The following is a 22,270-nucleotide window of genomic DNA, read 5'->3' as shown; positions in this document are numbered from 1 at the left end:
TTTATATCCCCGGCCATTCCGGCAAAAACAATTATCAAGCTGCAAAAACGATTAGAAACCGGCGGTTTGCTGTAAAAATCATTACAAAGGCCGCCGGTGTAGAAAGACCTTTCTACAATGTAGAATGTCCAAAGAGCACCTTTCTACAGCGCAAGTTACTGTTATATATGGTTTTACGCGGCAAGCGTAGAAAGTGTAGAAAGGTTTCAGAGATTACTCCCCCTTACTGTTCATTTTTTCAAACCATGGGATGAAGGCATACCTGAAAAAAAGGGGCTATGCGTGAGTAATATTTCTATACCTTTCTACACTTTCTACAAAAATATCTATAACTAACTGCTATTACTACTGTTAAGAGATGTAGAAAGGGGGTGTAGAAAGGTCTCTTGGCGTAGAAACCCCTTTCTACGCTTTCTACCATCCGACACTCAGGCTCCGGCTCCGGTAAGTAACGGGAAGAAAAATAAACCCGAACTTCCGGAGGTCACCCATGAGTCTTTTACAAACCATGCTCACGCATCTTGATTCCCCTGAGTGTGAGCCTTCCCAACAAGCTGCTCCGCCTGCTGAAAATGACAGCAGCGTACCGGAGCCCGAGCTTTTTGTATCCACCGATCTGGATACCGCACAATTCGACTGGGCCGTCACGTCCGCCAGCGACGTTGAATACAATGGTAAAACCTATCGACGTCTCGAGCCGGAGTATTTCGCATGGCTCCGGTCACGCATGCTGGCAGCCCAGTCCGCTTTCAAAGCCGGTAAGCTTCCTGAATCAACATGGGAAAGCCTGAAAAGCCGATTCAACCCGCTTCAGGAATACACGGTTCAGAAATTCGGCAAGGAATCTCTACAGCAGGCATCCCGGCAGTTCAGCCCACAGAATTACCAAGCTCCCCGCCATGTTCCGGCAAACCCCGAGAAACCTGCAGAACCTCCCAAGAACAACTGGATTTATCCGCCAAACGAAGCTTGGAATTGTATAGAGCAAGTCAGCTCCGACGCATTGGCCAAGGTTGATGCCATCAAGGAGGAAGCCATGTCCCGGAAATGGTCTGAAGCCAGGTTATACCAGAATCAGGGACGATACCGCTTCCCCTGCGGTCAGGACTATGGGCTGGTCTGCTTTGTCGGCGGTGACCGGAAGATCGGTGCCGTGACGGAAAGATATATCGAAATCATCCACAGCCCGGATACACCGCGTCCCAGCACGCTCAGGTTTCACAACCCGGATGTTCCGCAGCCGTGGTTGAAGAAAGTGGAGAGTAACCATGAGCATTAAGAAATACGCCAATGCCGAACACATCCTCCCGAGAGAGCTGCTCAAGGAGGTACAGAAACATCATTCCGGCATTCTTTGGATTCCAGCACCGGGCAGTTTTTACAAGGAACGCAGGCAGCTGGTCATTGCCCTGAAAAGTCAGGGAATCGAAACCGATGAAATTGCCAGCCTTGCCGGTATCACACGTCGCCGGGTCAATCAGATCCTCGCGGACCACAGAAAAGAAACCGATACCCGACAGGTTGAGGACTCTTCCGGTATGTAAGGCTTGAGGTGCGGGAAAACGGGCTAAATCTGCCTTCCGCCCCGAACCCCGACTTTTGGAAACAAAATTGATAAACCGGAGATAACCCTTGGGCGTTACAAAAAAAGACGAACAGAATCTGGATCGCTGGCACCGTAATCAGGGACCAACAGATCATGAAGACGCAAAGAGCAAGGCGGGAGCTAAAGAAGGAAACCTTCGCACGCTCAAGCATGGCATCTTTGCCGACCGCTGCCTGACTCCGGAAGAAAAAGTCATGTTCGACAGCATCATCGAAAAGCTGCACGAGGACTTTCAGTTCAACAAATCCAGCGACTTCCTGCAGGTCGAGCTGGTGGGCATCTACTCGGTGAAGCTGGTCCGGGCACAGATCGAAGGAAACACACAGGCCGCTGAGAGTCTCGACCGGATGATCCGCTGTCACATGAAGGATCTCAAGACCACCAAGATTGCCCGTGAGGGTGAAGAGCCGAAAGGTTCACAGGCTTCACCGGCCGAATGGGCCTCCGCTCTTCTTGAAAAAGTGAGTGAAGCCTCAGCCCAGAAGACCGCTTCCGTGAAAAAGCCAAAAAAAAGTTCAGATAACACCAGAGCCTCGAAAAGAAAGAGCGCGAAGGATTAGGCAGTTATGGAGGCTCAAGATGACAGGAATTTCAGATAAGACGTGTTCCCGGAAATTTCAGTTAAACAAAATTTCCCGAATCGAAGGTGCGAACCATCGATTCAGCATCGCTTCCCTCCAATCCTATGCACATAAGACCATACATAAGAAAATCAACTTTATTGGCTTATGCGCACATAACGCCATAAATCCCAAAGTGGCCTGTATGGCCTTGTTCGCGCATAACAGCATATGCCGCAATTTTAATATGCGGCCCGGGAACGAAAAAGGAGCAGCAGGAGCCGCTCCGGATGTTCAGGCCAAGGATGCTGTCACAGTCTTTCGAGAGCATCCTCGAGCTGGCCATCGACAAGGTGGGTGTAAATCTGGGTCGTTGAAATATCCCGGTGCCCCAGCGCCCTCTGCACGACAAGCAGATCACTGGTGGCCCCGTATAGGTGGGTTGCAAAGGTATGCCGCAGACCATGCGGAGTCAGGTTCTTTTCAATACCGGCCTTTCTCAGCCAGAAGGCTATCCGGTTGGCTATCTGCCGCTGGCAAAGACGTGTTCCTCTATTGGACAGAAACAGTGCGCTGCATGGCGCTGTGCTTTGCCGGGATCGTTCTTTCAAATATCTTTTCAGCAGGATGCGGAGGTCGGTTTTTATGAACTTGACCTGCACCACATTCCCTTTAGCTCTGACTCTCAGATGCTTTGCATCGAGGTCGATATCGTCTATGTCCAGCGCCTCAAGCTCACCGATACGGATGCCGGTGCCGAGCAGGACTTCGATCATGACCCGGTCCCGCATTCCGGCAAAGCCCGTGCGGCCTTTGACCTCTTTCAGCAGCGCCTTCTTTTCTGAAGCCGTAAGAAACACCGGCGGCTTCTGCGCCAGTCTTTTCATGCGAACCGACCGGGCCGGGTTTTCAGATGTAAGCCCGGCATCGGTTGTCCATGTGAAGAATGAGCGGACCGCCGCCTTCAACCGATGCACCGATGCCGGTGACCTTGGTCCCGAGTCTGTAGTTAAAAGCTCTGGCGAGGATAAGGTACTGTCCAACAGGCCGGGTGTCACATCCTGGCAGCAAAGTCCGGGCTGGAAGGATTCGGCCACACAGGCCACCAGCCGCAGATCACGACGGTATGCGGTCACAGTCCCCACCGCTTTGTTTTCGGCCGACAGGTGGGCACAGAACCGCTCTATGGCCGCTTCCAGTCGATCACTGCTGTTCGGCATCAATCACCTCCGTCTGCTTGCTGTGTCCCATCGGGGTGCTCTTTGGCAGCGGGAGCTCATCGATAAGTCCGGTATCCTTAGCCCAAACCAGCATCATCCGGAACACGCGGATGGTCTTGGCGATGGTTCTCTCGGCCCGGGCATTGCCATTTCCGAGCTTCAGCAGCGCATCGCATTTGAGGAACTTTCCAACCTGAGTGATACGCAGCTCCTGAAGCTTCTTGTCCTTGCCGAAGTATCCCTCGATGAGATCGAGGTCCTTCCGGTAGGTGTAGAGCGTCCGTTCCTTTTTGCCGTTCTCCCGAAGATGGTTGATGAAGGCGGCTGTGGTTTCATGAATGGTCATCTCTGTCATGGCATTGACTCCTTTGTTTGTGAAGCCGGTGGCTTAACCCAGAAACTCATCGATTTGCTGGAGCAGCTCTTCGACATGGCCGAGCGACCCGACGTGAGCCCAGTTGATATTCGATTGCCCGGCATCTGCGGCCAGCTTCTTCTGAATCCGCTGGATGTACTCGGCAATGTTGTCCTGGCGCTTTTTGTAGGCCGTTCTGGCGTCGTCGCTGTTTTTTACCTGTTTCATGGGCGTCTCCTGCTTCGGTTTATGGTTCTGCGGGACCGTCCCGCGTCATGTCCAATGACGCTTATATCCTCTTGGAAATCAAGTGTTTGCAGAGATGTTTCTGCATTAATTCAACAACCCTAAAACAAAGGAGCGCAACATGTTAAAGAAAGCACTCGAATGGGTAATCCCATTGACGCTGGCCGGTATGGTTGCTGGCTGTGCCACGTACAGGCCGCCTGAGCAGATTCAGTCGGCAACATCCACCCTGAACCGCTACACTCCGGAATATGTCCGGGAGGCAAACAAGGCTCTGGTTGAATCCAATCATCCGGATGCAGAGCGTCTGGTCGGAATCGGCCTGCGTCTGCAGAAAGCCATTGATTCACTGGATAGCTGGGCGAACACAAACCCGGAGGACAGTGAACAATGAAACAAATACTCGAACAAAACAGCGATGCGATCCGGGAGGCTGGTCAGGCGCTGGTCGATATCGGCTCCGAGCTGGCGGCCGGGCGCATAGACGACGCATTCGAACGTATGGAAGCCGACCGGCAGAAATACGTGGAATGGCAGGAACTTGATCAGGCCATTCTGGATATTGAGGAGGCTGTCAGTAACAGGACGAACACATTGGCGGTCCAGCAGATCCTCACAGAGCTGATCTCATCGGTTCTTGGGATTGCCATCCGCAAAGGAATGCATTGATGGGTGTCTCTGATAAGGAGCGCAGGCTGGCCGAAACACTCCGTGACCCGGTTTTGTGGGGACAAGCATATCTCTACAACCGGGACGGATCGGCTCGGTCGTATTGGGACCATCAGAAGGAAGATCTCCGCTGCTCCCATAAAAACATCATCCACCTCGATGGCCGTGACGTTGGCAAGTCGATCGTGCTTTCGACGGATGCACTGCACTATGCCTTCACGACTCGCGGCGGACAGGGATTGATTGCCGCTCCTCATCAGGGACATCTCGACACGGTCATCGAAGAAATCGAGTACCAGCTGGATCACAATGAAGACTTGATGAACAGCATTGCACTCTCGAAATACGGCAAACCGAAAATCACCCGGAAGCCGTATTTCCGTTTGGAGTTTACCAACGGATCGGTTCTCTATTTCCGCCCGGCCGGTGCCTATGGCGATGCTTTCCGCTCGCTTCATGTCGGCCGGATCTGGGTGGATGAAGGAGCGTGGCTTTCCGAACGCGCATGGAAGGCACTCAGACAATGCCTGAAAACAGGCGGCCGTCTGAAAATCTATTCCACACCCAACGGCCTGCGAAACACTACCTACTATCGACTGACCATGTCGGAACAGTTCAGGGTGTTCCGCTGGGCATCATGGCTCAATCCGTTCTGGACCTCTGAACGTGAGTCGGAGCTGCTGGAGTTCTATGGTGGCAAAGATACCTCGGGCTGGCAGCATGAGGTCGCTGGGGAACATGGGAAGCCTTCCTACGGAACGTTCAACGTGGAGCAGTTCAATCTCTGCCGACAGGAATTGCTGGAATATCAGAAGGTCACCATTACCGATACCGAGCTGCGCGATTGTGAAACGGAGGAAGCCGCCTATGACCGGCTTGAACTACTGCTTAACCTCACGCCCCGAACCGGACTGTTCTGGATTGGCGGTGACCTTGGATATACAAACGACCCGACCGAACTGGTTATCTTTCAGGAAGCCGAGGTGGGTGATCGTAGCATCCTGAAACTGGTGCTGCGCCTACACATGGAGCATGTATCGTATCCGCACATTGCCCAGACCATCGCACTGCTCGAACGCTATTTCACTCCGGCGGGAATCGGCGTGGACAATGGCGGCAACGGACTGGCCGTGGTGCAGGAGCTCTTGACCCTCGACAAATACAAAGAGCTGGAACTGGAAGGCCGACTGAAAGGCTTTGACTTCGGCGGCATGACCCGGCTCACAGTCCGCGATGGCAAGGAAATTAAAAAGCGGACAAAGGAACTGATGACCAGCCTGATCAACGGTGCCCTACAGCGCAAACAGATCATCTTCCCGTCAGACGATCTGGAAATTGAAGACCAGTTCACCACCCAGACCTACACCCTGCGAGACGGCAAGATCATCTACTCCAAAGGCAACGACCACATCATCGACGCGGTGCGCTGTGCCATGCTCATTCGGGAGCAAGGCAACCTCGACCTTGCCGGTGAAGAGACCGTCTGGCTCAAACCTGTTCTGACAGAGCCGGTCTTTATTTAACCCGCCTTTCCGACGTTTTCCCTCTCCCTCCGGTAAGTAACCCTAGTGTTGCCGCGATCGCCCCACAGCGGGGAGATGTGCGGCCGTTAAACCGGAAATAACCCGAGAGGATTACGTGGATACAAACGCCCAGTCAGATACCGAGCAGCCCGACAACGAATCCAATGGATATGCCATTGTGCCCATGGCCGCAGCGGCAGCCCTCGACGCATCAGCCTTCAGCAAGGTAAACGCGTCGGACGCGGTTCCGGCCACATGGGAAGAGCGAGCCAGAAAGGCTTGGGAATACTATGTCGAAGAACCACTGGTAAAAAACTGCGTCAATTCATGGCGCACCTTTGCAGTCGGGGATGAAATCAAAATCACCAGCGATGACGAGACGCTGAAAGACGATGCGGTCAGCACCGCATGGCGACTCGATGTATCGGAGTTCATAAAGGACATGATCCTTCAGCTACTCGTCAAAGGTGATGCCGTCGGCTTCAAACGATATGCAACTTCCGGTCAGGACATCGAGGAAGTGGTATGCGTCAATCCAGTTTCGGTGAAGGTGAAGTATGCCCAAGGCGAGCTTATCGAAGCCAAGCAATATGCCGAAGATTCAGGCTCCGCCAGCGACCCCATCGATCTTCCGGTGGATCAGGTCATCCACCTGAAATGGGATGCCCCGGGCTTTTCACCAAGAGGCAACTCACTGGTTCTGCCCGCATTTCAGGCCATTGAACTGCTGCGTGACTACCGCCGTGCCGAACAGGCTATTGCCAAGCGCTGGGCCACGCCGTTCCGCCTACTCAAAGTGGGCGGTGCCTTCGGACAGAAGATGGTGATGCCCGACCAGCGGATGCTGGAACAGGTCCGCGACATGGTCAACAAGATGGATATGAAAAGCGGCCTTGTGGTTCCGTTCTATGTGAATGTTGAAACCCATGGCACTGATGGCCAGGTACTCAACGTCGAGGACAAGGTCAAGGAGGTCAAAGAAGACATTGTGGTGGCGCTGGGCCTTTCACGGTCCTTGGTGACCGGTGACGGTCCCAACTTTGCCACGGCCTCTGTGAGCATGCAGAAGATGATGGTCATGATCCGGGAGATCAAACAGGCCGCCCGCAAACTGCTCGACTGGGTTTTCGATGACTGGATGGAGCTGAAAGGCCATGCCGACAGGTCGTTGCAATTCATCTTCAACGACCTCGATCCAAGCGATGCCGTTGACTTCAAAAAACTGCTCATCGAACTCTATGACCGCAAACTGATCAGCCGTTCCAGCCTGCAGCTCAAGATGGATCTGGACCCGGATATCGAGGCTGCCAACCGCGAGACCGAACGTAAGAACATCGACCTGATGGATGAAAAGCAGGTGAAGCCGGTCGTCGATATGGTGGTGTCTGGAATCATGAGTGTGCCCAGCGCCAGAAAGATGCTCGGTATTCCCGCTGACGGCAATGATCTCGATACCGAGGCACACAATCACTATACAGAGGAGCTGGAAGCAACGGCGGCAGCTTCCCTGTGTGATGAATGCAGCCACTTCAATCCCGATTCCAACCGTTGCCGGGTACACAACACGGAGCGCACTTTCGATTCCCCGGCCTGCAGATTCATTGACCGCCGGGAATCCTGACCATGCCTTCCGACCTTAAAGAACGCATTCAGGCGGCAACGCTCAAAAGCCTGAAATCCCGTAACCGCTACAACGATTCCATTACCGCCCAACTGACTCAGTCCCTCAACAAGGCTGAACAGGAAGTGGCTCAGGCCATATTGAAATACCGCAGTCTTGGATCTCTGCCGGACAACAAGCTGGCTGCGTTGAAAGGTCTGGAGAAACTTCAGGGCGAGTTGGACGATGTTCTGCGCCAATTGAAGCGAGACCAGACCCTTGTCTTCCGTAAAAGTACCAAGGACGCCTTCAAAGGCGGCATCGCTCAGGGCATCACCGAGCTGACATCCGCATCACTGCCTTTCTATGCCGACCTCAAGCCTGATGGTATCGATAAACTGGCCACCAAAGTGTTCTCCATCATCGATACCAATGCCCTCGACTTCATGACCCAGTACAATCTTACGCTTGCCGGTGATGTTCATCGTGAACTGTCGGATGGTATCAAACGGACAATTCTGAGCGGGATAGCCACAGGCAAAGGCGCGGATGATATTGTCCGGGACCTCGGCAAAGTCATCATCGACAAAGACTCGTTCAGGCAGGCTGGCAGCCGCGTGTTTAGCAAGGCGCAGTACCGCATGGAAATGATCGCCCGGACTGAAGTCTTGCGGGCGCACAACATGGGGCGGCTTAAATTCCATGAGCGAGTCGGTGTTCAGAGACTTGAATGGATGGCCATGAATGATGAGAGAACCTGCCCGGTGTGTGGACCTCTCGACGGCAAGACATTCCCCATCGATAAATTTCCCCAACAACCCGCACATCCGCATTGCCGCTGCACAAACCTTGTCGCGTGGCCCATGAGTATCTGTGGCTCCGACTTGTCTGCACAGGCGGCACCCACGGCTTCACAGGGCGATGCCTGCATACTGCCCCCGCATGCGCTGGAGGGAATGGCCGATGCGCAGGCGAAAGAGAACGCCAAACTGAAAGATGCGTTCGAAAAGGGAAACGCCGATGACCTTACAGCACTCACCGTAAAACAGCTCCAGACACTCTCAAAGGAAAACGGCATCTCTATTGCCCGCACCAAGGCCGACTTCATCAAGCTGCTCGATCAGGCAGAGCCGGGAATAGACCACAGCACACTTTCAGGGGCCGGACTGAAGGCAAAGCTCAAAGAGCACAAGATCGGCCTGCTCCGGACAAAGGAAGATTTGATCGGGCTGCTGTCTCAAAAGCAGGCGGAACTCAAACAGGCACAACTCATTGCCCAGCAGATGTCTAAACTGCCACCGGTGGAAGGACTCGATGGCATGCCGGTATCTCAGCTCAAAGAGATGGCCAAAAGCAACGGCATCTCCCTGAATATGACCAAGCAGGAGACCATCGAGTTACTGGATAAACTCGAGCCGGGCATCGACCACACCTCCCTGAAAGGAAAGGAACTGCTGGCAAAGAAAAAGCAGTACGGAATCAGTGTCCTGAAAAACAAGCAGCAGCTCGTTGAGGCACTCCAGAAAAAGGCCGGAACGGATCTGGCGGAATCAGCCAAGAAGAAAGCCGCAGATGAAGCCAAACAGCTTCTGGTGAAAAAACAGAAAGAGCTGGTCGAAAAGGCTGCTGCCGGAGTTCAGCTGCCGGAATCCCCGTTGGACTACACAAGTTTTATCAGCCAGGTATCTGATGCGGAAAAAGCTCTGGCATCGGCGAAGGAAGTGCCTCAGGAGCTGCTTGCCGGGCACGCCAAGGAAATCGCTCTCAAAAAGCAGCTCTTTCAGGAGCAAATATCCAAACTCAAGTCCTCGGAGCTTAAATCCATCGCCAAGGATACGCAGCTCAAACACTGGCAATGGGCAAGCAAGGATGATCTCGTCACGCTCTTTACTGAAACTGACCCCGTGAAGATCGGAGAAGCGCAATCCAATATTGAGAGTAAATGGCAGAAATGGGCTGAAAAGCATGGCGGCAAAAAAACGAAGACGGCTCCTGCAAAAGAGAAAAAACCAGCGCCTAAACCATCTGTTGAACCCAAAGCCAAACCACCGTCCTTTGCCCAGAAAGGTGCTGAATTTGAAACCGCCGATCAGAAATGGAATGAAAAATCAGCAACCGGAAAATTCAATAAGTCAGGCAAGGCCAATGTCGGCGGAGCGCATGAAAAAGAGTTCTGGACCGATGAGAATGGCGATAAATGGCTGTTTAAACCGGCCAAGAACTCCAAGGACAACTTCATCGCTCATGGTGAGGAAGCCGCATACAAAATCGGGCGTCTGATCGACCCGGATGCAATCGAGGTTCGAAATATCCAGTTGAACGGAAGGACCGGTTCCATTCAGAAATGGCGCACGGACCTGAAGTCAGAGATCGACTTCAGAAACATACTGCCGGAGGATCTGACCACCGTTGAGCTTGAACAGCTGCAGCGGGAACATGTGATTGACTGGCTTATCGCCAACCACGACGGACACTCCAAACAGTTCATCCGTGGAAGAAACGGTCATGTCTATGGCATCGACAAGGGGCAGGCATTCAAGCACCTTGGCAAGGACAGTCTTTCTCTGGATTACCATCCCAACAGCGCCTTTGGTGAAGAAGAGCCTTTTTACAATAAGGTCTTTCGGGCAGCCAAGGACGGCAAGGTCAACTTCGATCCTCAGGTCACCCTGAAATACATTCAGGAGGTCGAGAAGATATCTGACGACAACTATCTCGATATCATCCGGCCCTATGCCGAGGGGCGTTTCGGAAAAGACAAAATCGGGCTGGATAAATTCTATGAGCAGGCGCTTCAGCGCAAACATGATCTGCGGAAGGATTTCGAGCGCTATTACGGGGATGTTTTAGGCCGGAAAGATTTCAGTTTCTCATCACTGCAGACTAAACCCGGGATCAAAAAGCTGCTGCAGGATGCGGATGAAAAAATCATCAATGATGCCGGTAAACTCGGATGGCAGGGAAAAACCCTGCCGTTTGACAGTGGCGATGTCGAAGACCAGAACGCGCTGATATTCACAGAGACCTTCAAAGGCAAACAACGCACCGTTGTCAAAATGAAGATCCGACCGGATACGGATTCCAAAATCACCGCTCTGCTTCGGGAACAGCTGGATCTTGTCGAACTCAAGAAAGGCCAGCCTCTGCAGGACGACACCTTTTTTCCGACCATTCTGGAAGCCGTCAAGAACGTCAATTTTCATGTCGGTGACGGGAATTATAACCGGACCAAACTGGCGAAAGCAGAGAAGCTTCGAACCCGTTTGCTTGTGCTTACCCGCAGCAAAGATCCGGAAGTCAAAAAGATGGCCGACAGCTATATCAAATGGCTGGATGAAATCAAAGAGGCAGTCGACTGGGACCGCGCCACCAATGGTGTCTTCGAACAGTACCTTCCCGAGCTGCCGAAGCAGGCCAAGCCCAAGAAACCGGACTTCAAGGTTACCAAAGGCAAGGTTACTCACACCAAAAGGCGCATCAGCGGCGGCAAGATAACCGTCGAGATGGATGATGTCGATAATTACGGGATGTTCAACCGGGATTCGAGGATGCAGGACGGCCTTCAATTCACCGCCGATTTTGACGACGGTACACGTCTTAAATACCGACCATGGGACAATACAAACCTTTATGCTCAGCGCGGAGAGCTGGAGATTGTGATCGATGGGGATGCCAGTGGCAAGAAGGTCGAAGCTCTGATGACCAAACTGGATAAACTCGGCATCGATGCACGGATTTCTTCACCCGAGAACGCCGAGCAGATGTATCTGGAAAAGATGGCTTACATCCGGAAAGTGGACCACACCGCAGAATACAAGCGGCTTCAAAAAAGGCTGGATGACCGCGATGCATCAGTCAATGAGCGGGTACAGACTCTTCGTGGTTACTGGCAAAAAGAACTCAATGTGGATGATATCACCAAACTGCCGGATTATGACCCGATGGGCGCTTATCAGGCCGGTTTTCTCGATCGCGGGCTGAAAGGCGGATATCGCCACCAGTACCGCTTCGACATCACTGAAGAGGATCTGGAAATGAAAATGAAGGATTACTCTCTGGTTCATCGCCTGACCAACAATGAAGGCATGTCCGATTTCGTCGAAACCATCCTTGAAAACAATGGCGCTATGGTCAGCACGGTTGAAAAGATGCGCATGGGTGTTCCGCCCGGCGGTATGTCCCCAGTGGCGGACATGCAGACAGGCGGAGCCAGCTATTTCTTTACCCGGATTCAGAAAAAACCGACCCGCGATGCCCCTCCGGCCCTTTATTTCAAAAAGAGCATGTTGCGTCGCATGGATGCGATCAGCTACAGCCACGATGCCTTCGGCAAGGTTGTGGACGATTATGTCCGGAAAAATCGTGGCAACAACATCGACGACTGGAAAAAGTTTTCAGGCAAGAGTGGCAATGAAACCATCTTCAAGTATTCGGTGACGCTGCTGGATAACATCGAATACATCGTCGCTAATTCGGCCGCTGAGCGTCAAAAGATTATCAAGAGCTTCACCTCCCGTGGGATCAAGAAGCTGCCCGACGGCCGCAAGATAGAAGACATCATTCACACACCGAGTACGTGGGACACGAGGAAATGATATGGAAAACATAATTGCAGAGGAAAAAGCCCGCATCCAGAAGCAGCTTCATTGGTTCAATGAGCGCGGCTGCCGTTTGAAGATCCGGGAACGTGGCGGTGAAAACTTTATCGACACCATCACCGCAGAACTGACGGTCACAAGGATTGCACCGCACTTCGATGCTTCAGGAAAAATCATCCGAACGGACTTCTGGTTGCTATGGAAGGAGCTTGGTTATCAGGAAGGTTTCAATTACAGCCATACAATCAAGGTCGTCAAAGTATCCGTGGAAGACACGCTGACAGCGCAATCAGAGGGACGTGACATCAACGCATGGCTGATTGTCGAGCTGACCGATGATCTGGACCGCATTTACCACCTTGAAATGATCGAACCCGTTTCCGAACCGGCTCATGCCAAACAGTGGGAGGCATGGCTGGCATTCAGAAAAAACAACCGGGATCTATTCCAGCGCATGGATTCAGAGATCCTTGCCGAACACATCAAGATTGCGGAGGACTGGTAATGAATCTGAGATACATGATCGACTCCATCCTCGTTGATCCCAAAGCGGCAATCCCGGAATATCGACCTGTCGGCGTTTGGGTGCAAGGCCCCGGCCCGGGCCTCGATATTGAAATGTTCTATCCGGACTCCAGCCGAGGCGACATTCAGGATCGTCGTGAGGAGGCTGAATGGATCATCAACCGGCTGGTTGAAAGCGGTGCTTTGACCTTCCCGGATGATTTTCTGGAGTATCACCGCCAGAGCCGATCTCCCTATGACGGCGTGTTTTCCGAACCGGTCGAAACAGAGGAATACCCGTCCATAACAGCCTGCGGGCTTGCTGTTTTGCAGTCTTTGAAGATTCCCGCCTAAAAAAGCAGACGCCTTTCCGACACATTTCAAAGCCTTCCGGTAAGTAATCGCTGAAACCTCCCGCTCGCCCGGTGCGATCGGGGCAAATAACAGTGATTGAACCGGAGAATTTGATGGAAATGTTTGCCACTGACCTGGAAAGGCTGGCGTTCCTCCTTGAGGCAGATGCGGCGCTCGCAATCGATCCCGACGAGCTCGGGACCGATGCAGCCGAACAGAAGGCTCCTGAAGAGCAACCCCCGGAGAAACGCCCCAAGTACATCACCAACTACATCGGCAGCAAACAGAAACTGGTCGACTGGATCTGGCGTAACACCCCGGACGGAGTTTCCTCCGTTCTGGATGCCTTTTCCGGCTCGGCTGTTGTTGCTTACATGTACAAATCCAAAGGGCTGCGGGTTTTTGCCAATGACCGTCTTCGCTACAGTCACCACGCAGCCAGAGCCATTATCGAAAACAGCTCGACGAGGCTGTCCGAGGCAGAGATCGAAAAACTGCTGGCGGACAATCCCAAGGCCAAGACCTTTGTTCATGACAATTTCAAAGGGATTTTCTTTGCCAAAGGTGTTCACGCACTCATCGACTCGTTGAGAGCCAATTGTGACGATCTGTCCGGATATAAAAAGGACATCGCGCTGTTTGCCCTCGGTAAAACCTGCATGAGCGGCAAAGGCGGATTCGGGCACTTCTCGTCTTCCACCGATTACGGCAAGCGTCAGGACACACCTGATGAATTCAAAAAACGCCTGAAAGCGAATATCGAGCGGATCAACGCCCTGATATTCGACAACGGCAAGGAAAACAAAGCCTATCGCGGGGATGTTAACGAGATCCTTCCCAAGGTGAAGGCTGACCTCGCTTACTTTGATCCGCCGTATGCCACCGAGTTTTCGACCACCAATTACGAAAAAGCCTATCACTTTGTCGAAGGGCTGATGACCTATTGGGACGGCCTGACCATTAAGGCGGATACCAAGGTCAAAAACTACGAGACCAGCCATGTGACGGTCACCAAAGGCAACGCCTCCGACTTCTTTCAGGAGTTCCTCGGCAACGCCACCCATATCCCGCACTGGCTTATTTCATACCGCGATCATGCCTATCCGAACGAACAGCAGATGAAAAAGATCATCGGCGGTCTGGGGCGTCAGAGCCGAATGAAGACCAAGGAGCATAAATACTCGATCACCTCCAAACATGGCGAGGCGTCCAGTGCCAAGGAGCGCCTTTTCGTTTGCCTGAAAGGTAACCAGTCCCATGCGGATAACGAACAGGCAGCAAAGCCTGTTCCGATGGCTGCCGCCGCCAATATCCATACATCCATCCCGGTGGAACTCTGTCTCGATGAAAATGCGGGGCTGAACGCCGAAGCGATGAGCGGAGGTCTGCCGGGTGATCCGCAGTTTACCTTCATCCTCTGCCGAACCGGCACCAACCGAAATGGTGACCATTTCACCGCTGAAGAGCTGGCCACGAGGCACATGACCGTCATCAACAAGAAAGTCGACCTGCAGCACTCGCAGGAGTTTGGCGACATCGTCGGTGGAATTGTGGCGGCTGACTATCTGGAAGATGAAATCGGCGGTCGGGTCGAATGCGTGGGTGAGCTCTATACCGGAGACACGCCCAATGCCCAGCTGGCCTACAAGCTCATGAAGCGAGGCATCATCACGCAGGTATCGATGGAGTGTGATTACGAAGAAGGTGAATGCTCCGTCTGCCACAAGCGCTTCAAGAGCAAAGCCGATTACTGCACACACCTCAGAAAATTTAAGGGCCGTGAACTCGATGGGAAACCCGTCTTCGAGATCCTTCACGGCGTGACTTTTACGGGCCTGGGCCTGCTGGACCGCAAAGGGGCAGATGAAAATGCCCGCATTCTGCAGGTGGCGTCGGTTCAGGAACCATCTGTTGAACACCAACCCAAAGGAGATCCAACTATGGACGAAAAAACCAAGAAACCAGATGAGTCGTCCGCCGACGCCGCTAAGAAAAAACAGGAACGGCAGGAAGACAATCCAGCTCCCGGAGGCGAGCTGGAAAAGGAAAACCGCCAGCTGAAAGCTCAGGTGGCCGAACTTCAGAAACGCATTCAGGAACTGGAAGCCGAACAGAAGGCTGCCGCTTCGAAAGCCCGCGCCCACAAGCTGATTTCAAAGCTCGAAAAGCAAGGCATGGATTTCGGCGAAGACCGCGACACGGAACTCAAGCGTCTGGCGGAATTGTCGGATGACGCTTTTGCCGCCACCGAGGCTGCCTATGAAAAGATGGCCAAAAGCCACAAGGCGGATGCCAAGGCTCAGCCGGAACCGGAAAAAGAGCCTGACAAGCAGAAGTCCAAAGCATCGAGTGAAGCACCCATGCGCAGTTCTGCCGGAGTGAGACCGCACGATGTGGATGACCGCAAGCTATCCCTCGAGGATCGCCTGCGCAGCGGCTTCATGGCTGCCTACAACAACCGTGTCGGTAACGAATCGAACGAAACCGTGGAAATCAACTAACAAGGAGAAGAGCTATGTCTTTTATCAATCCATGTCACAGGGGCCTCGCTTACGGTGACGGCTATATGCAAGGCGATGGCCAGCTTGGTCATCTGGTGAGTCTGGCGGGAAACGATCTGTTTTCAGTCAACACCGATCCGGAGGTCCGTTCTTTCGGCATCCTGATCAAGGATTACGCAGGCGGTGAAATGCCCGGCATTTACTGCAACGGCGGTGTGTACGAAACGGACGTCTTCGAAGGGACGATCAATCCCGGGGATGACCTGAAGGTTTCGGGCACCGGTAAGTTGACCGGCGGAAATATCGGGAATGACGAGTTTGTCATCGCTCAGGCCATTTCCGTCCAGAGCGGCGTTTTGAAATTCAAACTGCTTATTTAACCACAGGAGCTGTACACATGAAGAACAACCCAATGAACATTCACAGCCAGGAATACATGGAGACCATGGCAAGGCTCATGAGTGAAGCTCTTGAGTCCCCGGAAGGGATGCAGGCGTTGGCTGCTGCAATTGCCGCTCCGATCGAACAGGAGATCCGGCGCAAGGAAATCTCCTCGCTGCTGCTGACCAAACACACGCTGCCCAAGGGTGAACGTCCACTTTACCAGAAAAAGCCGACCGTCAAAGCCCACTGGATCAGCAAGGACGGTGAAGCGCAGGAACAGGAGATTGGCAAGGATGAAGTCGAGTTTCCGACCAACCGCATCCATTCCAATCCAATGGTGGATATCTCCGTCCTCAAGAACGGCAACATCGGCACGCTGATGGATATCCAGACCAGTGCCTCGGATGCCATTCGAAAAGAGATGGACCGCAGAACCATCTCCGTATTGTCGGCTGCGGTTCCGGCGGCCAATACCGTTGAAGTGGCCGGAAACACACTGACCGAGGAAGCCCTTAACGAGGCGATCTCCATCATCGAGGACCTCGAGTTGTCGGTGAAGTATATCGTCATGCGTGGTCGCCGTTTCAACGATCTGCGCGGCTGGGATCTCGATCCTCAGACCAAACTGGAGCTGCGTCAGAAAGGCGTGGTTAAAAACTATGGCACCGGCGGCATTCTGCTGACGGCATCCATGCCCCTCGATGAAATCCTGATCATTCCGGATGAAGAAGTGGGCAAAATGCCGGTCCGCGAGAAGCTCAAGGCTGAATCCATCGACCAGAAGACCCGCTTCAAAACCGGTTGGCTGGTATGGTCTGAAATCGGTCAGGGCATTACCCGCCCGGACGTTCTGGCCCGAGTGAAACTTGGTGTTTAATGCCGAAGGAGGAATCATGTTGACGATAAAAAATGTCCGTCCCGGCATTCTCATCATCCCGGATGCCGGGCTGAAGCTGTTTCCCGGAGAGGTTGCGCCTGTTGAAGAACAGACAGACCAGATCAAACACTGCCTTCAAACCGGAGTGGTGATTCAGGTCGACAAGGAGAAAGCAGGCAATGCTTCCTCTCAGGGCAAGCAGGATCAGGATGATGATCTGAGTAAGCTCAACGCGACCGACGCCATTTCCAAGGTCAATGAGGAAGCCGACCCGGCCAAACTCAAAGGTTATATGGAAGGTGAAAAACGCAGAACCGTCATCGACGCGTTGAAGAACCGTCTTGCGGAGGTTGACGTTGACGCTTCCTGAGCTCATAGCCGACTTGCGCATCGACCTCTCCGATCCGGATGCGTCTCTCTTTGTGGATTCCACACTGGAGAGATGCGTCCGGAAGGCTGTTTTTAAGCTGTCCTGGGATGCGGAGATTACGCTGACCATCGAGGGCGAGCAGATTCTGCCGGACATCAGCGGTGAGCTCAGGGAACTGCTTCTGCTGCTCGGGCAGATACATGCCTGTCAGGTGATGCGCTCTGCCACCGCCAATGCTTTCTCGTTTTCCAGCGGCGACAAACGGGTCGATAAATCCAAGCAGCCTGAACATTGGGCCAAACTCGAAGTGGATCTGCTGGATGAATACCGCAAAAGACTCGCCGCATTGAAACCGGGAACCGAGGTCAACGAGGATGGCTACATCATCACTCCCGGCGGCCTTAAGCCAGTTATTTACGAACAGGGAATCTGCCTTGAAGAGGACTGCTGATGCTTTTGACAGATCGGGAAAAAGAACAGGCCGTGAAGGATGTCAGAGAACTGATTGTCTCCTCCGGCATCACCGCCACGGTGTTGCGCATTGTTCCCGGTGAAAATCTGTACGGAAGCGACGATCAGGAATACAACCCAGTCGGCGCTATCCCCGTTGAAATAGTCCACACACCTCCGGAAGACCTCGCCGGAAAAATCGATGCCACCGTCTCTGTTCTGCCGGAAGCTGACGTGCTCCCGGAGGACAGGCTCCAGATAGAGACAATCACATACAGAATACAGACCCTCGAAGAAGAACACTTCTTTGGAGTCATTACCCACCAATCTATCAAGCTGGTGACAATCCATGGGCGTTAAACGGACCGGTGACTGGAACAAGGCCAAAGCCAAACTGAATGGCACTCTTGGTCCCCGAATCGCCATGGCCCTCCAGCAGGCGACCATCCGCAATGCCCTGTTTCTTGTTCGGGAGATTCAACGCGGTATCCGCAATCAGGCCCCCGGCGGGCAGGCTTTTGCCAAGCTGGCCGACAGCACCATTGAGCGTAAGGGTTCCAGCAAAGCCCTCATCGACACCGGTTTTCTGATCAATTCCATCACCCAGAAAATCATGGCGGACAAGGCATTTGTCGGTCTGCTCCGTGGAACCGTCAATAAGGACGGTGAAAGCATGGTGAATATCGGCGCTGTCATGGAATACGGAGCCACCATCAACCACCCAAACGGGGCGACCATTATCATTCCGGCCAGACCTTTCCTTCATCCCGTCATGCAGAAATACCGCAAAGAGATTGAGCAAAATTATCGCACCGCTCTGAAAGGTATTCTCTGATCCGACACATCCGCAGCGCTTCCGGTAAGTAATCTGGCAGAAACAACCGGAGGCTACCGTGAGCACAATACGAACCGTTACAGAAACACTGATCAGGCAGGTCAAAGCCGACATCCACCCGGATGCCGTGCTGGTTCTGCCTGATGATGTTTTTGAGGTTCAGCGCACACCCAGCGTCATTCTGCAAGGGCCGCGAGTCAGCGAAAACAAACTGCGCCGCAGCCAAAGCCGCCTGATTGAAAAGGACGTGGACGCTCTGTCATTCGAGGAGTGTTCTTTTCCGCGTCTCTATCATCTCGACTTTGACCTGATTGTGACGGTGGACCGTGAGGTCGAGCTCCTTGAATTTCAGGAGTCGGTCTCCCGCTTTGTCCAGCGCAACCCCGTTTTGACCATTACGGATCAGGGCCAACTCAACCTGACGGAGATCGTTCCGCTGGGCGGCCTGAACCGGGTCAACCTTTCCAATCTGAAGCAAAGCTCCGGACGCATCCGCATTGAAGACTGTCCTGTTTACGATGGCGAAATCAGAAACGGCCATCTGATCAAGGACCGAACTTTCCAGTTTCACGGCAGCGTGAATGAAGAACGAACCTATGAACCCAAAGGAGATGAACAGTGATTGAAATCAGAAACCTTCAGTTTCAACCGCTCACCTTCAATCTGGCCGGAGACAGAACATTGCATCTCGGCCCGCGTGAGCGCACCTCGATTCCACAAAAGGATATCTCACCAGAAATCACGCTTGCTGAAAAACGCGGCTTGGTGGGCCTTTCAAAACCGGAAGAGAAAAAGCCCTCCGTTTCAGATGAGACGGCTGAAACCACTGAACCCAAAACCATGAAACGGAGGAAATAACGATGCCAGCATATCTATCGCCCGGCATTTACACCCGGGAAACCGACTTCAGTTTTTATGTGAAGCAGATCTCCACCTCGGCGGCTGCCATGGTGGGCATCACCGAAAAAGGCCCGGTCAATAAACCGGTACTGGTAACGAGCTGGGAGCAGTTCATCAATAAATTCGGCTCCTACATCAATGAAGGATACCTGGCTTATGCGGCCAGAGCCTTTTTCGACAATGGCGGTTCGATCCTCTATGTCTGCCGCATTGCCCACTACACCGATATCACCGACAAGAGCACGCTGACGGCTTTGAATTCAAACATGACCATTGCCGATCGCAATGCGACACCGGCACCGGCCCTTCAGGTCAATGCGGCCAACCCCGGAACATGGGGCGACCGTATTTCCGTGACGGTCGAGGACGGCTCTCTGGACCCGGCCAACGCCTTCAATCTCGTTGTCAAATACAAGGACAATATCGTCGAGGTGTTCAAAGACCTCTCCATGGATGAGACGTCGGCCAATCATGTGGAACTCATGATCAATGAGGTTTCCGATTACATCACTGTCAGTGACCTTTCCCCGAGTACCGGAACTGCTGAAGACAGGCCCGTTGCAGGCACCTATCAGCTTGTTGGTGGCGATAACGGCCTCTCTGGTGTGACCGATTCAGATTATATCGGCGACCCGTCCCAGCATACCGGTCTTTATGCATTCGATGAGATCGACGCCCTGAATCTGCTCATGGTCCCCGGCGTTACAACCGTCCCGGTTATCAATGCCGGAATCACCTATGCGGAAAACCGCAAGGACCTGTTATTCATTGCCGACACGCCGTTCATGCTTGAACCGCTGGAGGTCGTTGACTTCAGGAAGGGTCAGGGAACCTACACCCACGCGGCATTCAACTCGTCTTACGCGGCGCTTTATTACCCGTGGCTGGAGATCAGCGATCCCATCACCGCCCGCAAGAAATACATCCCGCCCTGTGGCGCTGTAGCTGGGTGCTGTGCCCGAAGCGACCAGAAGACCTACGTCTGGTGGGCTCCCGCCGGAATCGACCGTGGCCGCATTTTCAACGCGGTGTCGGTCGCCTACAAGACCAGCCGTGGCGAACGCGATGTGCTCTATCCCGAAGGGGTCAATGTCATTGCCGTTTTCCCGGACACCGGTATCAACATCTGGGGCCAGAAAACACTCCAAAGTCAGCCTTCAGCGGTGGACCGAATCAATGTCCGTCGTCTGATGATGTATATGGAGGAAGCCATATCCGAGTCATCCCGTTTTGTGGTGTTCGAGCCGAACAATCCGCAGACATGGCGGGCGCTCGGCCGTCTGATCAATCCCTTCCTGCAGGACATCAAGGAGAAAGGCGGTCTCTATGACTACGCCTTCCAGTGTGATGAGGAAACCAACACTCCGGCGGTTATCGATCGCAATGAAATGATTGCCCGGGTGTTCGTCAAGCCGACCAAGACAGCGGAATTCATCGAACTGAATTTCATCCTGACCGGTACCGGCGCGGACTTTAGTGAAATCATTTAATCAGGAGATACAACCATGAGAAGTGGAAATATGCCCAAGAGCCTTTACCAGAACTGGCAGTTTGCCATCGAGGTGAACGGCTTTGACGTGGCCCTGTTTCACAAGGGACAGGAGCCGAAAACGGAATTCGAGGAAGTGGCCTTTGCGCCTGCTGGTTCCATGTTCGACCAGAAGGTGGCCGGACGCGTGAAGTTTGAGGACATCACCCTTGAAAAGGGAATCCTTCAGGACGGCTCTGACGAGGCGGCCCGGGAATGGGTGAAAAAGCAGGTTGATGTCAATGCGGTGACCGGCGGTTTGCCTGCCGATTATCTGAAGGATATCGATGTGGTGCGTTATGACCGCAGCGGCAATGAAACCAGACGCTGGACGCTGCATGGCGCATGGATCAAGACCTTGGAATACGACGAGCTCGAAGGCGGCAATACCGAAAACACCATCGAGAAACTGACCATCTGCTACCAGTACTGGACCTGATAAACAAGGAGTGAAGAAATGTATACCTATGAATTACCCAGTGGCATCGAGATCGAACTCAAGGAGATGACTGGTGCCGAAGAAGAGCTCCTGACCAACCAACGCCTGATCCGCAATGGAGAGGCGATCAATCAGGTGCTCAGAAACTGTACCGTCCGCCTTGGCGAGAATGACAAGCCTGCGGTGAACGATATTCTCGATCTGCTCTCGGGCGACCGCCTTTTCGCTTTGGTAAGGCTGCGCCAGATTTCCCTCGGAGACGAAGTGGAACTGGAACTGACGTGTCCCAATGCCTCGTGTCGCATGACCAACTATGTAACGGTCAATCTGGAGGATCTCAAAGTCACTCCTTACACCGAGGAGCGTGAGTTTGAATTCAAGCTGCCCGGCTCCAAGAAAGCGGTCCGTTTCGGCCTGCTTGACGGCCACAAAGAAAAGCGTCTGGCCGCCTTGCGCGAGCCGAACATTTCATCGGCCATGATGATTCGACTCATCGAGATTGACGGAAAGGCACCCAGCAAGAAATCACTCGCTGAAATGCCCATGCGCGACCGTAGTGCCCTGCGACAGGAAATGGCCTGGGTGGATGCCGGTATCGACACCACGGTCGAAGTCGACTGCGATGGATGCGGCACCCGGATCAGAACACGTCTCGAGGCCGAACCGGCTTTTTTATTTCCAGGAGTTCGCTTGTAAGCGACAGCTTCTTTCTCGCCTATGGCGGGCTCCACTGGAGTTATCAGGAAATCCG

Annotated in this window: 25 protein-coding genes; 22 read left to right on the top strand and 3 right to left on the bottom strand. The window is 53.2% G+C overall.

Annotated features, from left to right (window positions below; translation table 11 throughout):
* The first annotated feature begins 490 nt into the window (after window positions 1-490).
* The 3 genes from ACYQ11_RS09520 (at window position 491) to ACYQ11_RS09510 (ending at window position 2,166) form a co-directional block, all read left to right on the top strand.
* Window positions 491-1,279: a hypothetical protein gene (locus tag ACYQ11_RS09520; RefSeq protein WP_459923545.1), complete on the top strand. Its 789-nt coding sequence runs from the start codon at window positions 491-493 to the stop codon at window positions 1,277-1,279.
* Window positions 1,269-1,544 carry a hypothetical protein gene (locus tag ACYQ11_RS09515; RefSeq protein ID WP_459923544.1) on the top strand — a complete coding sequence of 92 codons (276 nt, stop codon included), beginning with the start codon at window positions 1,269-1,271 and terminating at the stop codon, window positions 1,542-1,544. The genes ACYQ11_RS09520 and ACYQ11_RS09515 overlap by 11 nt, the downstream gene beginning before the upstream one ends.
* A gap of 88 nt (window positions 1,545-1,632) precedes the next feature.
* A complete protein-coding gene (locus ACYQ11_RS09510) occupies window positions 1,633-2,166 on the top strand; it encodes a hypothetical protein (protein ID WP_459923543.1) in 534 nt (177 codons plus the stop codon).
* Between the two features lie 311 nt (window positions 2,167-2,477).
* On the opposite strand, the gene ACYQ11_RS09505 is transcribed toward ACYQ11_RS09510, so the two are convergent.
* The 3 genes from ACYQ11_RS09505 to ACYQ11_RS09495 are packed head-to-tail and all read right to left on the bottom strand — an operon-like array spanning window position 2,478 to window position 3,969.
* Window positions 2,478-3,386 (bottom strand): tyrosine-type recombinase/integrase, encoded by a 909-nt coding sequence (locus ACYQ11_RS09505; protein ID WP_459923542.1) that lies wholly within the window; start codon window positions 3,384-3,386, stop codon window positions 2,478-2,480.
* Window positions 3,370-3,741: a hypothetical protein gene (locus ACYQ11_RS09500; protein WP_459923541.1), complete on the bottom strand. Its 372-nt coding sequence runs from the start codon at window positions 3,739-3,741 to the stop codon at window positions 3,370-3,372. Before ACYQ11_RS09500 ends, ACYQ11_RS09505 begins: the two co-directional genes overlap by 17 nt.
* A 33-nt stretch (window positions 3,742-3,774) precedes the next feature.
* A complete protein-coding gene (locus ACYQ11_RS09495) occupies window positions 3,775-3,969 on the bottom strand; it encodes a hypothetical protein (protein WP_459923540.1) in 195 nt (64 codons plus the stop codon).
* A gap of 139 nt (window positions 3,970-4,108) precedes the next feature.
* Here ACYQ11_RS09495 and ACYQ11_RS09490 point away from each other — a divergent pair, with 139 nt between their 5' ends.
* The 19 genes from ACYQ11_RS09490 (at window position 4,109) to ACYQ11_RS09400 (ending at window position 22,215) form a co-directional block, all read left to right on the top strand.
* On the top strand, window positions 4,109-4,381 hold the full coding sequence (locus ACYQ11_RS09490) for a hypothetical protein (RefSeq protein ID WP_028315193.1): 273 nt from the start codon (window positions 4,109-4,111) through the stop codon (window positions 4,379-4,381).
* Window positions 4,378-4,656 carry a hypothetical protein gene (locus tag ACYQ11_RS09485; RefSeq protein ID WP_459923539.1) on the top strand — a complete coding sequence of 93 codons (279 nt, stop codon included), beginning with the start codon at window positions 4,378-4,380 and terminating at the stop codon, window positions 4,654-4,656. The genes ACYQ11_RS09490 and ACYQ11_RS09485 overlap by 4 nt, the downstream gene beginning before the upstream one ends.
* Window positions 4,656-6,179 (top strand): terminase large subunit domain-containing protein, encoded by a 1,524-nt coding sequence (locus ACYQ11_RS09480; protein WP_459923538.1) that lies wholly within the window; start codon window positions 4,656-4,658, stop codon window positions 6,177-6,179. The genes ACYQ11_RS09485 and ACYQ11_RS09480 overlap by 1 nt, the downstream gene beginning before the upstream one ends.
* Window positions 6,180-6,294: 115 nt before the next feature.
* A complete protein-coding gene (locus tag ACYQ11_RS09475) occupies window positions 6,295-7,800 on the top strand; it encodes a phage portal protein family protein (RefSeq protein ID WP_459923537.1) in 1,506 nt (501 codons plus the stop codon).
* A 2-nt stretch (window positions 7,801-7,802) separates the two neighbouring features.
* Window positions 7,803-12,374 carry a phage head morphogenesis protein gene (locus ACYQ11_RS09470; protein ID WP_459923536.1) on the top strand — a complete coding sequence of 1,524 codons (4,572 nt, stop codon included), beginning with the start codon at window positions 7,803-7,805 and terminating at the stop codon, window positions 12,372-12,374.
* Between the two features lies 1 nt (window position 12,375).
* On the top strand, window positions 12,376-12,882 hold the full coding sequence (locus ACYQ11_RS09465; protein WP_459923535.1) for a hypothetical protein: 507 nt from the start codon (window positions 12,376-12,378) through the stop codon (window positions 12,880-12,882).
* Window positions 12,883-12,896: 14 nt separating this feature from the next.
* Window positions 12,897-13,235 (top strand): hypothetical protein, encoded by a 339-nt coding sequence (locus ACYQ11_RS09460; RefSeq protein WP_459923534.1) that lies wholly within the window; start codon window positions 12,897-12,899, stop codon window positions 13,233-13,235.
* Between the two features lie 113 nt (window positions 13,236-13,348).
* Window positions 13,349-15,736, top strand: a complete 2,388-nt coding sequence (locus ACYQ11_RS09455) for a DNA adenine methylase (protein ID WP_459923533.1) — start codon at window positions 13,349-13,351, stop codon at window positions 15,734-15,736.
* Window positions 15,737-15,750: 14 nt separating this feature from the next.
* A complete protein-coding gene (locus ACYQ11_RS09450; RefSeq protein ID WP_028315187.1) occupies window positions 15,751-16,116 on the top strand; it encodes a hypothetical protein in 366 nt (121 codons plus the stop codon).
* 17 nt (window positions 16,117-16,133) lie between these two features.
* Window positions 16,134-16,997 carry an HK97-fold major capsid protein gene (locus tag ACYQ11_RS09445; RefSeq protein WP_028315186.1) on the top strand — a complete coding sequence of 288 codons (864 nt, stop codon included), beginning with the start codon at window positions 16,134-16,136 and terminating at the stop codon, window positions 16,995-16,997.
* The gene (locus ACYQ11_RS09440; RefSeq protein ID WP_459923532.1) at window positions 16,990-17,367 is read left to right on the top strand and encodes a hypothetical protein; all 378 of its coding nucleotides are present in this window, start codon (window positions 16,990-16,992) and stop codon (window positions 17,365-17,367) included. Before ACYQ11_RS09445 ends, ACYQ11_RS09440 begins: the two co-directional genes overlap by 8 nt.
* Window positions 17,368-17,419: 52 nt before the next feature.
* On the top strand, window positions 17,420-17,818 hold the full coding sequence (locus tag ACYQ11_RS09435) for a hypothetical protein (protein ID WP_459923531.1): 399 nt from the start codon (window positions 17,420-17,422) through the stop codon (window positions 17,816-17,818).
* Window positions 17,818-18,177, top strand: a complete 360-nt coding sequence (locus ACYQ11_RS09430; protein WP_459923530.1) for a hypothetical protein — start codon at window positions 17,818-17,820, stop codon at window positions 18,175-18,177. The genes ACYQ11_RS09435 and ACYQ11_RS09430 overlap by 1 nt, the downstream gene beginning before the upstream one ends.
* A complete protein-coding gene (locus ACYQ11_RS09425; RefSeq protein WP_246909012.1) occupies window positions 18,167-18,652 on the top strand; it encodes a phage virion morphogenesis protein in 486 nt (161 codons plus the stop codon). The genes ACYQ11_RS09430 and ACYQ11_RS09425 overlap by 11 nt, the downstream gene beginning before the upstream one ends.
* A 58-nt stretch (window positions 18,653-18,710) precedes the next feature.
* Window positions 18,711-19,274 (top strand): hypothetical protein, encoded by a 564-nt coding sequence (locus ACYQ11_RS09420; protein WP_459923529.1) that lies wholly within the window; start codon window positions 18,711-18,713, stop codon window positions 19,272-19,274.
* Entirely contained in the window at window positions 19,271-19,510 is a 240-nt protein-coding gene (locus tag ACYQ11_RS09415) for a hypothetical protein (protein ID WP_459923528.1), read from the top strand. Before ACYQ11_RS09420 ends, ACYQ11_RS09415 begins: the two co-directional genes overlap by 4 nt.
* Window positions 19,511-19,512: 2 nt before the next feature.
* Complete coding sequence (locus ACYQ11_RS09410) at window positions 19,513-21,042, top strand: phage tail sheath C-terminal domain-containing protein (RefSeq protein WP_459923527.1); 1,530 nt, start codon at window positions 19,513-19,515, stop codon at window positions 21,040-21,042.
* A 15-nt stretch (window positions 21,043-21,057) separates the two neighbouring features.
* Window positions 21,058-21,519 (top strand): phage tail protein, encoded by a 462-nt coding sequence (locus tag ACYQ11_RS09405; RefSeq protein WP_246909030.1) that lies wholly within the window; start codon window positions 21,058-21,060, stop codon window positions 21,517-21,519.
* 18 nt (window positions 21,520-21,537) lie between these two features.
* The gene (locus ACYQ11_RS09400; RefSeq protein WP_459923526.1) at window positions 21,538-22,215 is read left to right on the top strand and encodes a T4 family baseplate hub assembly chaperone; all 678 of its coding nucleotides are present in this window, start codon (window positions 21,538-21,540) and stop codon (window positions 22,213-22,215) included.
* Window positions 22,216-22,270: the final 55 nt, after the last annotated feature.

Source organism: Desulfatiferula olefinivorans, assembly GCF_054657895.1.
Note: the sequence above shows the minus strand (reverse complement) of the source record. Positions and strands in the feature narration are given on the sequence as shown.